The following is an 11,931-nucleotide window of genomic DNA, read 5'->3' on the forward strand; positions in this document are numbered from 1 at the left end:
TTTATCAAGTATCTGGATTTTGCCTTACAATTAACATGAATATATCTCTAAATTCTTAAAATAACATGAGAGTTTTTAATATTAATGCATAAGCAATTGATTTATTTACTTATTTTTAATTGCATAAACGAATAGTCTTGTTTGAAAAAATCGACACATGCTTGAAATAAAACATCTGGAAACGCTAACCGCGATTCGTAATTTTGGCAATCTCCAAGAGGCGGCTGACCATCTTTCGGTCACCCAATCCGCCCTGTCACACCAGTTGCGCGACCTTGAAAACAGGCTGGGCACAACGGTCCTGAACCGACGAACCCGGCCGGCCAGATTAACCACCGCCGGATTACGTATACTTGCGCTGGCCGATGATATTTTGCCAAAGGTAAAATCTACTGAAAGGGAATTGCAAAAACTGGCCGCAGGCAATACCGGCAGACTGCATCTGGCCATTGAATGCCATTCCTGCTTTGAGTGGCTTATGCCCGCTCTTGATGCATACAGGCAACAATGGCCCCACATTTCACTGGATTTGTCAGCGGCATTTTCTTTTGCCCCTTTTCCTGCCCTGCGGCGGGGTGACCTGGATCTGGTCATCACTTCAGACCCTGTGCGCTCGGAAAACATTGATTACCTCCCGCTTTTCAAGTATGAACTGGTGGTTGCCGTCTCTGCAGACAATCCGCTTTCAAAAAAGCGATACATCAGGCCACAAGACCTGGCCGACCAGATATTAATTACTTATCCGGTTGAAAAAAACCGGCTGGATATTTACCATACTTTTCTTGACCCCGCCGACGTAGAGCCCGCTGCCACCAGAACCGCAGAATTAACGCCTATGATTATCCAGCTGGTGAACAGTAACCGGGGCGTTGCCGCCCTACCTAACTGGACATTGAGCGATTATGTCAGGCAGGAATGGCTTAAGACTTGCCATTTAGGTGACCCACCAGGCATTTGGCAAACATTGTATGCCGCCGTACGCAGCGAAGACACTAATGCTGCTTATATCCAGGCTTTTTTAACATTAGCCAGGGAAATATGCTTTAAAAACCTATCAGGCATTAGAACCTAATAGATTCAGTTTGAAATTTTGTGGTCACAATGGTAAGTTATACCCATTATAAATAATAGAAAGATCTCTTGACGATGTAAAAGGTATCCATTTCCAGTATTACACAGTGCCTTTCATCTCTTTAGGCTCTGTGCTCTTTAATTCGTTGTTTTCTTTATCTACGCTAAAGGAAAGCTCATGAAACACCAGGAGTTAACAGAAGCAGCACATTCAAAAACAATCAATAACAAGTCATGCGAATACCTTAATCAACTATTGGCCAGCGCAGGCATAACCATAAACGGGAACAATCCATGGGATCTCCAGATTCATGATCCCAAAGCGGCCGACCTGATTCTGGCCCAAGGCAGCAAGGGCTTGGGCGAAAGCTATATGGCAGGCATGTGGGATTGCCAGCGTATTGATGAACTGATCAACCTGATCCTGCATAACAAACTGGATGCCAAAATAAAAAGCTTAAGTACCTTATGGTACAGTTTGCGTGCCCAAATCCTTAACCATCAAACCCGTACCCGCGCATGGGAAGTAGGCGAAACCCACTATGACATAGGCAATGATTTTTTTGCCAAAATGCTGGACCCCTACATGACTTATACCTGCGGCTACTGGGACAAGGCCAACAATCTGAACGACGCCCAATTGGCAAAACTGGATCTGGTTTGCCAAAAGCTGGATTTGAAACCCGGTATGCACGTTCTGGATATTGGTTGCGGATGGGGCAGTTTCATGCGCTATGCCGCAGAAAATTATGGTGTTACCTGTACAGGGGTCACCATTTCGAAAGAACAGGCGGAATATGGCCAGCAATTATGCCAGGGATTGCCCGTTACGTTTCGGCTGGAAGACTACCGCGACCTGAATGAACAATATGATGCCATTGTCAGTCTGGGCATGTTCGAACATGTTGGACGTAAAAACTACCGTACCTATTTTGAGGTAGCCCGTCGCAACCTGAAAGAAGACGGTCTTTTTCTGCTGCATACCATTGGCGGGCAAATCCGGGACCATCACCCCGATCCATGGATTGACAAGTATATTTTCCCCAATGGAGAAGTGCCTGTGCTTGGACAGATCTCCGACTCACTGGAGTCCCTGTTCGTGATAGAAGATGTTCACAATTTTGGGGCGGATTACGATAAAACACTCATGGCATGGCATGCCAACTTCGAAAAACACTGGCATGAATTCAAAGACCAGTATTCCCAGCGTTTTTATCGCATGTGGCGTTATTATTTATTGGTTTGTGCCGGCTCATTCCGGGCACGTTCGAATCAATTATGGCAGATTGTGCTGTCACCGGAAGGCGTCAAAGGAGGTTACCGCCGACCCAGGTTATAAACCACCTGAGGCCGGCAATAACCGATCACGCCCATTTCTCAGGACTCAAATACCGCGATGGATTCCACATGCGCGGTATGCGGGAACATATTGATAACCCCCGCTGATACCAGCCGGTAAGCACCATTTTCAACCAGCACGCCTGCATCCCTGGCCAGGGTGGCAGGGTTACAGGACACATAAACGATACGTTTGGGTCTTTCATGTGACTCAAGCTGCACCAGTGCCCTGGCAACCTCCAACGCCCCCTCGCGGGGTGGATCAATAAGCATACGGTCAAAATAACCCAAGTTACGCAACCATTGAACATCCACCTCAAACAGGTTAAGGGTTGAAAAACTGGTTTTACTTTCCAGACCATGGTCTTTTGCGGCTTCAAGCGCCCTGTCTGTCAAGGTTTTGCTACCCTCGATACCCACCACTTCTTTGGCTTGGGTTGCCAAAGGCAAGGTAAAGTTACCCAATCCGCAAAACAAATCAACCACCCTGTCCCGGGATTGCACATTTAGCAAATTAAGTGCCCTGGCAATAAGAGCCCTGTTAATCTGATGGTTAACCTGGGTAAAGTCGGTAGGCTTATAAGCCATACGCAGACCAAATTGCGGAAGGGTATAAGCCAATTTACCGGCATCTTTTTCATGTAAGGGCTTAACCGTTTCAGGCCCTTTCGATTGAACCCACCAGATAATATTATGTTTATCCGCAAACTCATCCAGCAAGGCTAAATCATTACCGTTGAACGGGTCCATGTGCCGTATGGTTAACACGGTCGTACCATCACCAATCGCCACTTCAATCTGAGGCACCCGCTCACGCACACTTAAACTGCCAACAAGCTCGCGTAATGGTACCAGCAAATCAGAGACATGTTTCGGCAAAATATGGCATTCGGTCATATCCGCCACATAACCGCTTTTGCGCTCATGAAACCCAACCAGAACCGTGCTTTTTTTTCTGACATAACGCACCGATAAGCGCGCACGGTAACGATACCCCCAATCGGGCCCGTGCATGGGTGCCAGCACCTGTGGAATTTTAAGTTTTGAGATATGCTGGAAACAATCTTCCAGGGCACGTTGCTTGACAGCAACCTGCGTGGACGTATCAAGGTGCTGCATGGCACAGCCACCGCACATGCCAAAATTGGGACAACGGGGCTTGACCCTTAAGCTGGACGCTTTCAAGATCCGCTCCGTGCGCGCAATTTCATAAGAGGGTTTCTTTCTTAGAATAGTGGCCTCAACCACCTCGGTGGGAAGCGCCCCCTGGACAAAAATGGTTTTTCCTTCACGACGTGCGATGCCACGTGCCTCAAGATCCAATGATTCTATAGACAATACTTCAGACATGACTGTTCCAATCCAAACGAAGCACCTATTGTAAATTCAAGCATGACACAAATGGACAATGTCATGAAAATCATAAAAAAATCCCGGTTAAAGAACCGGGATAAGAGAGAGGATAGATACTAAGCGGTACAACTATTCAGTCAATCAGGCCTTTGTTTCAGCCTGTTCAGCTGGAGCCTGTTTGGCTCTGTTTTCCTTACGTTGCTCACGTTTTTCCTGACGATCTTTACGACGCTCCTGCATTTTCTGGGCTCGTTCCTGATAGTATTTACCTACCGTAGACTGCTGTTCAGGTGTGAAACTTTCCCACAAAACCAGCCATTGAGCCTGGTGCGCATCACGTTTTTCCTGCATGGCGGCACGCAATTCTTTCTCGGCTTCCAGCAAGGCTTTAGGATCAAGCTTGCCAGACTCTATTTGCTGCTTGCGAAGATCAGACACTTTCTTGAACGTATCGCGATGTTCGCCACGGGCCTGTTTTTTCGCATCCAGTGCAGCTTGCAACTTGGCTTTTTGATCATCATTGAGTTTCAGGTCATCAACCAGTTTCTGATCAACAGGACCAAAACCGGGAATAACAATAGCGGCTTTGGCATTCATTTTTTGGCCATCATATTTATGATGACCACGCTCACCTTTGAATTGAGCCTTACCATCGCCCATTCTTTGACTTACGCCAGGACGGGTATCATCACCCTGGGGCTGGGCGCTGGCAATTGAAAATGTTGAGCCGATCGCCAAGGCTGTAGTAGCCACAGCAAGTGATTTAACAACGAATGAAGAAAGTGACTTAGCCATAATGGTGCTCCTTTGTATTAACTGATAACGTGAAGCCATTGTGAGCCATAACCCGTTTCAAACAAATTACACTTCTGGCGGAATATTTTCAATTGATTACCGGGGAGACAGGCGTTTGATATAAACGCCTCCCATTGATAGCCTGTTTTTATATATTCCAGACCGCCAGATACTCCTGCCAATGCGAAGCATTGATTTCCTCAAGGGTCTGCCGAACCAGCTCCACTTCACGGTCATAAGCAATCTTGTCTATTTCGCCGCGCATAAAACGAAAACGGCAATAAACCAGCCAGGTATTCACAACATCGGTCTCGCAATAGGCGCGCACCTCATCGGCCTTACCCGCCTGCCAGGCTGGCCAAACCTGCCCGCCATCCATACCCAGCTTACCGGGGAAGCCGCAAAGCTTGGCCAATTGATCTAATGGTGCATTGGCACGACCATTATATTTAGCCAGTAAATCCATCAAGTCTATGTGACGGGTATGATAGCGACTAATGTAATTATTGTATTTGAAATCACGATCTTCCTCACCCATATCCCAATACCGATGTGCCTGAATCCCGTGAATCAGGCTACGGTAATGCAATACCGGCAAATCAAAGCCATTGCCATTCCAGCTCACCAGCCTGGGGGTATAGCGCTCGATGGTTTTGAAAAAGCCATTGATGAGAGTCGCCTCATCATCGTCTGGTTTTCCCAATGTTTTAACCCTGAACCCGCTATCATCCCGAAAAACACAGCCAATCACCGCAATTTTTTGCAGATGAAGGGGAAAAAAATCAGAACCGGTTTCCGCTATCCGGATATCCGTGGCACGCTCAATGACTTCAGCATCGGGCATATCCGGTTCCCAGCCATTCAGGCTACGGAGTCCCTGTGCATCGGGAATGGTTTCAAGGTCAAAAACAAGAGTGGGAAGCATAAGCAATTTTTATTTTGGCAAGTAAGACAAGGGGTTGACCGGCTGGCCATTGCGACGGATTTCAAAATGCAAGCGTGGAGAAGTGGTATCAGACTGCCCGACCTCAGCAATTTTTTCACCTTTGCTGACTCTTTGTTTGTCTTTAACCAGCAATTTGCTGTTATGTGCATAAGCGGTAATAAAACCGTTACCATGTGAAATCAGGATAAGATTACCCAAGCCACGCAGGCCATTACCCACATATGAAACCGTTCCCGAAGCGGCCGCATAAACCGGATCGCCCATATTACCCGCAATATCTATACCACGGGTTGAGCTGGAATAACCGGTGATAATATTTCCCTTAAGTGGCCAGGTCCAGGAAACCAGACCTGCATCACTGGCCGTCGGTGCCGATGTTGACACACTGCCTGCAGAAGAAGCCTTGGCAGTGCGGCCAGCGGTGCTGGCCACACTTGAAGATGAAAGACGCAAACGTTGTCCCACCTCGAGTTGAGAAGGATCTGAAATATTATTCAGGGATTTCAGTTGGGCAACAGTCACGTTATGCCTACGGGAAATACCGTAAAGCGTATCGCCTCTTTGCACCACATATTCCCCGGCAGAAGCACCACCGCCACCACCCAGACTGGACACTGGCGCCTTTCCCGTACCGCTACAGCCAGCAAGTACTGCTGCCATAAACACGGTACCCAATAATAATGACTTTCTTCTGAACGAATGCATATTCATAATATCCAGTTTGCCAATTAAATTTAAGGCAAAAATTCTCCAACTAAGATTGTATACCTGACCGTAACGGAACGAAGCGCACTGCCTCCAGTTCTGTTCGATCCCAAGAGTCTTGTCCGGTTCTTTCTATCAGAACCAGTCTTTGATTACTGGTGCCCTCAGGGGCAATCAACCTACCCCCCACGCTAAGCTGGGATAACAATACACCCGGAATTTCCATACCGGCAGCCGCGATGACAATCGCATCGAAAGGGGCATATGAAGGCAATCCAAGCATCCCGTCTCCGAAGGTAAGACTGACTTTGGAAACCAGTCGCAAATCACGCAAGTGCTCGCGCGCCATATCATAAAGGCCTTTTATCCTTTCTATGCTGTAAACAGCAGGAAACAAGTGAGCCATTACCGCGGCCTGATAACCGCAACCCGTCCCGATTTCCATCACTTTTCTCGGGTTTCTGTCTTCACACACAATGGAAAGCATTCTGGAAATAATCCAGGGTTGGGAAATGGTTTGGGAAAACCCAATAGGCAAAGCGGCATCTTCATATGCCCTGCTGGCCAAGCCCTGATCAACGAATATATGCCGCGGCACCGCCTGCATTGCCGCCAGTACCCGCGTATCCGTGATACCTTTTTGCTTCAGGCGTGTAACCATCTGGTGTCGCAATCTTTCCGAATTCAATCCGAGATTCATGGGACCTCCTGCTGTACCACCAGCCACGCCTGGCTTGAGCTGACTGGCGAAACCACTTTGTCCATAAGAAAAAGACTGGGCACCTGACAAAATCCGTGTATTGCTATTCGCAGGGGTAATTTTAATTTGATTTACCGCTGACGAACCGAATGGCGACGTTTTTTTTCCATCCCTAACATTTTTATTACCATAAACTACAAGATCGTCTATGGGTTTACGCATAAACCCTCCAGCCACTCATGGGTAATGCTTAATTCGTCATAATGCGTCAAATCAAGTCGCAAAGGAGTTACTGATATTTTTCCCTGTTTGATAATGCCAAAATCGGTATCACTGCCTGCATCGGCCACTTCACCGGTAGGACCAATCCAGTAAATGGTTTCCCCACTGGGGTTGGTTGCTTCAATAACCGGTTGGGAAGGATGGCGTCGCCCCAAACGGGCAACGCAAATGTTTTCAGGCTCATGCTTTGGCAACGGCGGGATGTTCACGCTAAGCAGGCAAGGGGCCTGGCGAGGCTGCGCCAGCTGATGCCTGACAATATGAACCGCGATTTCAACGGCGGCTTCAATGTGGGGCCAATTACGCTCTGTCAGGGAAAAAGCAATGGAAGGAATACCAAACAAATAGCCTTCGGTGGCCGCTGCAACCGTGCCTGAATACAGTGTGTCTTCACCAAGATTGGCACCATTGTTAATACCGGACACAACCAGATCAGGTTTATGCTTGAGGATGCCTGTCAGGGCAATATGCACACAATCGGAAGGCGTGCCATTGACATAGTAATACCCGTTGGCTGCCTGCCGCACGGTTAACGGACGAGTTAACGTTAATGAGTTGGAAGCACCGCTATGATTGGTTTCTGGTGCAATGACTATGACTTCCGCGAACGATCGTAGCGCCTCTGCCAGTAACTCAATGCCTTTTGCGTTATATCCATCATCATTAGAGACTAAAATTCGCTTCATATATTCCAAACCAGAAAAAGAACCCAATAAATGATGGGTTGGAAAACCTCAACCCCAAAATAAAAGTTGATTTACTTATTATTTTTTATCATCAGCCCATGGCATTTTAAAACAATATACCCCGAATGAACTTGTTTGAATTACATCTTGCAGATATTATCCAAAAAAATCATACATCGACTTAAAAACAAAAATTTTCCTGTTTATAATCTGCTCTTGATAAAAAGAAGGAATCCTGATGAACTCTATACTGGCCAGCATTCTTGCCATTATTTTAGCTTACCTGGCAGGGTCAGTCCCATTCGCCATTATTACCAGTAAATTATTTGGCCTGAAAGACCCCAGAACATTTGGCTCCGGCAATCCCGGAGCCACCAATGTGCTCAGGACCGGCAACAAACTGGCTGCCGCACTCACCCTGGTTGGGGATGCTTTCAAGGGATGGCTGGCGGTATATCTTGCCATTAAGTTTGCCCCGGAACTGGGTCTTACCGTCACTGGCATTGCGCTGGTTGCACTGGCTGTTTTCCTTGGGCATTTATACTCTATCTTTCTTAAATTCAAAGGTGGAAAAGGTGTGGCAACCGCTATTGGCATCCTGCTTGCCATCCAGCCCTGGCTGGCGCTGGCCACCCTGGCCACCTGGCTTATTATTGCCGTGTTTTTCAGGTATTCTTCTTTGGCAGCCATTGTAGCCGCCATTTTTGCACCCTTTTACTATTATGCCGGCAATCAGATAGCCTGGTATCGCCTGCCTGAAATTTTTTGGGTGATTTGCATTATTTCACTCATACTTATTTACAAGCACAAGAAAAACATTGCCAACCTGCTGGCAGGAACGGAAACCCGGCTGGGCCAGAAAAACAAGCAAAAAACCTAAACCTCGGCAAGATCCCAACGGGGCCTTACGCCAAACGCGTAGGCGCTGTTATTCAAGTCAACCAGCCCCGCCTTCACCCGTTCGGACGCGGCATGTGCAATCATGGCGCCATTATCAGTACACAGAGCCAGTGGCGGGAAAAACACCTGCCCCCCCTGTTTGGCCATCTCGCTACGTAAATAACTGCGCAATTGGCTGTTTGCCCCTACGCCACCCGCCACCACCAGCCTTTTCAACCTGGTTTTCTTCATGGCCTTGATCACCTTATAACCCAGTACATCCACAATCGCCTGCTGCGCTGAAGCGGCCAGGTTTGCCCTATCCTGCTCACCCAAAGGACCGGCCTGCTCTATTTTTCGCAGTGTTGTCAGCACCGCTGTTTTCAGGCCACTGAAACTGAAATCCAGATCAGGGCTATGCATCATGGGGCGCGGCAGGGCATACGCGGCCGGATCACCCTTTTCGGCCAGTTTGGATAACGCAGGACCACCAGGATAAGGTAGGCCCATGAGTTTGGCCGATTTATCAAAAGCCTCTCCGGCCGCATCATCAAGGGTTTCTCCCAGGAGCTCATACTGCCCAACCCCATTGACCCGCATAATTTGTGTATGCCCACCGGAAACCAGCAAGGCAACAAAAGGGAATTCAGGGACCTCTTCAGCCAGCATGGGCGAAAGCAAATGCCCTTCCAGGTGATGAATGGGGATCGCGGGCAAACTATGTGTCCAGGCAAAAGCCTGTGCCATCGATGCACCAACCAGCAAAGCACCGGCAAGACCCGGGCCCGCTGTATAGGCAACCGCATCAATATCCTTGATGGTCAAACCCGATTTTTCAAGAACCTCACGGGTTAACGGCAAGACACGCCGGATATGGTCACGTGAGGCCAGCTCGGGCACCACACCACCATAAGCCTGGTGCATGGCAATCTGGCTATGCAAGGCATGTGCCAGCAAACCTTTCTCTGTATTGACAATTGCCACACCTGTTTCATCACAGGAACTTTCAAAACCGATAATATTCATTATTTCAAATTAAAAACAGCCGTTGCAGGCCAAATGGATTGCTGGCAATCACTTTCTTGGCACACCTTCCCGGGTGTACGGCAAAATTATTGTGTTGCTTATTAAAGACGCACGCACGCAAATAACCAAAGCAGACGCCTTTTTATTTATGAAGGATACACCGTGTACGTTAAAGTACTTATATTTTACACGTTGTTCTACATTAAATAGGAGTAATGCCCATGCTTGAGTCACTGTTTAAGTTACGGGAACATTCCACTGACGCCCGAACCGAGGTTTTGGCTGGTGTTACCACTTTTCTGACCATGGCCTATATTATCTTTGTCAACCCGGAGATCCTCGCGACGACCGGGATGGACAAAGGTGCCGTATTTGTCGCTACCTGTCTGGCTGCAGCCTTGGGATGCTTCATCATGGCATTTTTGGCCAACTGGCCTATCGGTATGGCACCCGGCATGGGACTGAATGCTTTTTTTGCCTTCGGGGTGGTCGGTGCCATGGGCTATACCTGGCAACAGGCACTGGGCGCCGTCTTCGTATCAGGCGTGATCTTCCTGATTCTTTCAGCCTCAGGCTTGCGAAAATGGCTGATTGAAGGCATTCCCAAGTCACTTAGGGCTGCCATTGTGGCAGGTATTGGCCTGTTTCTGGCCCTGATTGCCCTTAAATCAGCCGGTATTGTGGTGGGCAATGAGGCCACGCTGGTTTCCCAGGGAGACTTAAGTTCACCCACGGTATTGCTGGCCATTCTGGGTTTCTTTATTATTGCCGTGCTTGATGCCATGAAAATCAAGGGTGCCATTTTAATCGGCATTCTGGCCATTACCGTTTTATCGGCCCTGCTGGGTTATAGCCCCCCCATTTCAGATATTATTTCCATGCCACCCAGCGTTGCGCCCACCTTATTTCAGCTTGATATTGCCGGTGTGCTGAATCATGGTTTCCTGAATGTTATTCTGGTATTTGTACTGGTAGAGGTTTTTGACGCTACCGGTACCCTGATTGGCGTGGCAAAACGGGCCAACCTGTTACCTGAAGGAAAACCCAACAAACTGGGCCGCGCCCTGTTTGCCGATAGCAGTGCCATTTTGGCGGGCTCATTAATTGGCACCAGCAGCACCACCGCCTTTGTGGAAAGTGCCGCAGGCGTGCAGGCAGGTGGCCGCACCGGGATGACGGCCCTGGTCATTGGCATTTTGTTCCTGCTGTGCCTGTTCTTTGCACCGCTGGCCAGCGTGGTACCTGCTTATGCTACCGCCCCCGCCCTGCTTTATGTTGCCGGCTTAATGGTCAGGGACCTGACTGAAATAGAATGGTCTGACGTTACCGAAGCCATTCCCGCTTCATTAACCGCGATTATCATGCCGTTTACCTATTCCATCGCTGAAGGTATCGCATTTGGTTTTATCAGCTACGTGATCATGAAAATAGGAACGGGCCGGATGAAAGAGCTGCATATTGCCAGCGTGATTGTTGCCATATTGTTTGTTATCCGGTTTGTATTGGAATAAACAAGCGTTTCAACAGATCCCAGGGTCTTATTCCAGACCAACGCCCCATTGAGTACAGCTTAAAAAGCCGACATTGCAAACCAGCAATGTCGGCTTAATCATTTAGCTATAGCAGCGATAAAAAAATTCAATTTTAATTAAGTGCCCCTGGCCCTCATTTACAGTTACTATACAGGTTTAACTTCATTCAGGATCATTCATCATGGCCATTAAAGAACTCACCCAGGCAACCTTTGAGGCTGCCATCAAAGACGACAACACCCTTATTATTGATTTCTGGGCACCCTGGTGTGGTCCTTGCCGTCAATTTGCACCGGTTTTTGAAAAAGCCGCAGAAAAATTCACGGATATTGACTTTGCCAAAATCAATACCGAAGAAGAACAGGAACTGGCGGGCGCACTAAGAATCCGTTCCATCCCCACTTTAATGGTTTTCCGTGAAAAAGTATTGATGTTTTCCCAGGCGGGCGCATTGTCAGCCAATCAACTGGATGAACTTCTCACCAAAATCCAGGAAATTGACATGGAAAAAGTGCATCAGGAAATTGCCACCGCACAGGCCAAGGCAGACGAGCAAAACAAGGCTTGATCACTCTGCATTAACGCTGCTCCTGGCAGGCATATAGCGTGCCTGCCTTC

At 48.1% G+C, this 11,931-nt stretch carries 12 protein-coding genes; 5 read left to right on the forward strand and 7 right to left on the reverse strand.

Annotated features, from left to right (window positions below; translation table 11 throughout):
- Positions 1–157 precede the first annotated feature (157 nt).
- Both KU392_RS00170 and cfa read left to right on the forward strand, forming a co-directional pair.
- Positions 158–1,072 carry a LysR family transcriptional regulator gene (locus KU392_RS00170; RefSeq protein WP_169294782.1) on the forward strand — a complete coding sequence of 305 codons (915 nt, stop codon included), beginning with the start codon at positions 158–160 and terminating at the stop codon, positions 1,070–1,072.
- Positions 1,073–1,249: 177 nt separating this feature from the next.
- Positions 1,250–2,410: a cyclopropane fatty acyl phospholipid synthase gene (gene cfa, locus KU392_RS00175; RefSeq protein WP_217734256.1), complete on the forward strand. Its 1,161-nt coding sequence runs from the start codon at positions 1,250–1,252 to the stop codon at positions 2,408–2,410.
- Positions 2,411–2,448: 38 nt separating this feature from the next.
- On the opposite strand, the gene rlmD is transcribed toward cfa, so the two are convergent.
- The 6 genes from rlmD to surE all read right to left on the reverse strand — a co-directional run bounded on the left by rlmD (position 2,449) and on the right by surE (position 7,876).
- Positions 2,449–3,759, reverse strand: a complete 1,311-nt coding sequence (rlmD, locus tag KU392_RS00180) for a 23S rRNA (uracil(1939)-C(5))-methyltransferase RlmD (RefSeq protein WP_217734257.1) — start codon at positions 3,757–3,759, stop codon at positions 2,449–2,451.
- A gap of 144 nt (positions 3,760–3,903) precedes the next feature.
- Complete coding sequence (locus tag KU392_RS00185) at positions 3,904–4,557, reverse strand: Spy/CpxP family protein refolding chaperone (RefSeq protein ID WP_169294785.1); 654 nt, start codon at positions 4,555–4,557, stop codon at positions 3,904–3,906.
- Between the two features lie 148 nt (positions 4,558–4,705).
- Positions 4,706–5,482: a 3'-5' exonuclease gene (locus tag KU392_RS00190; protein WP_217734258.1), complete on the reverse strand. Its 777-nt coding sequence runs from the start codon at positions 5,480–5,482 to the stop codon at positions 4,706–4,708.
- A 9-nt stretch (positions 5,483–5,491) separates the two neighbouring features.
- Positions 5,492–6,163 (reverse strand): peptidoglycan DD-metalloendopeptidase family protein, encoded by a 672-nt coding sequence (locus KU392_RS00195; RefSeq protein ID WP_246587166.1) that lies wholly within the window; start codon positions 6,161–6,163, stop codon positions 5,492–5,494.
- 94 nt (positions 6,164–6,257) lie between these two features.
- Positions 6,258–6,908, reverse strand: a complete 651-nt coding sequence (locus KU392_RS00200) for a protein-L-isoaspartate(D-aspartate) O-methyltransferase (protein WP_246587201.1) — start codon at positions 6,906–6,908, stop codon at positions 6,258–6,260.
- 206 nt (positions 6,909–7,114) lie between these two features.
- The gene (surE, locus tag KU392_RS00205) at positions 7,115–7,876 is read right to left on the reverse strand and encodes a 5'/3'-nucleotidase SurE (protein ID WP_169294789.1); all 762 of its coding nucleotides are present in this window, start codon (positions 7,874–7,876) and stop codon (positions 7,115–7,117) included.
- Between the two features lie 238 nt (positions 7,877–8,114).
- On the opposite strand from surE, the gene plsY reads away from it, so the two are divergent.
- Positions 8,115–8,756, forward strand: coding sequence for a glycerol-3-phosphate 1-O-acyltransferase PlsY (plsY, locus tag KU392_RS00210; RefSeq protein WP_169294790.1), 642 nt, complete (start codon positions 8,115–8,117; stop codon positions 8,754–8,756).
- Here plsY and tsaD read toward each other — a convergent pair.
- Positions 8,753–9,781, reverse strand: coding sequence for a tRNA (adenosine(37)-N6)-threonylcarbamoyltransferase complex transferase subunit TsaD (gene tsaD, locus KU392_RS00215; RefSeq protein WP_169294791.1), 1,029 nt, complete (start codon positions 9,779–9,781; stop codon positions 8,753–8,755). The genes plsY and tsaD overlap by 4 nt on opposite strands.
- Before the next feature lie 221 nt (positions 9,782–10,002).
- Between tsaD and KU392_RS00220 the strand changes: the two genes are divergently transcribed.
- On the forward strand, positions 10,003–11,292 hold the full coding sequence (locus tag KU392_RS00220) for an NCS2 family permease (protein WP_217734259.1): 1,290 nt from the start codon (positions 10,003–10,005) through the stop codon (positions 11,290–11,292).
- Between the two features lie 202 nt (positions 11,293–11,494).
- Positions 11,495–11,881 carry a thioredoxin gene (gene trxA / locus KU392_RS00225; protein ID WP_169294793.1) on the forward strand — a complete coding sequence of 129 codons (387 nt, stop codon included), beginning with the start codon at positions 11,495–11,497 and terminating at the stop codon, positions 11,879–11,881.
- Positions 11,882–11,931 lie beyond the last annotated feature (50 nt).

The sequence above is a fragment of the Advenella alkanexedens genome, assembly GCF_019132845.1.
In the GTDB taxonomy this organism is placed as follows: domain Bacteria; phylum Pseudomonadota; class Gammaproteobacteria; order Burkholderiales; family Burkholderiaceae_B; genus Advenella; species Advenella alkanexedens.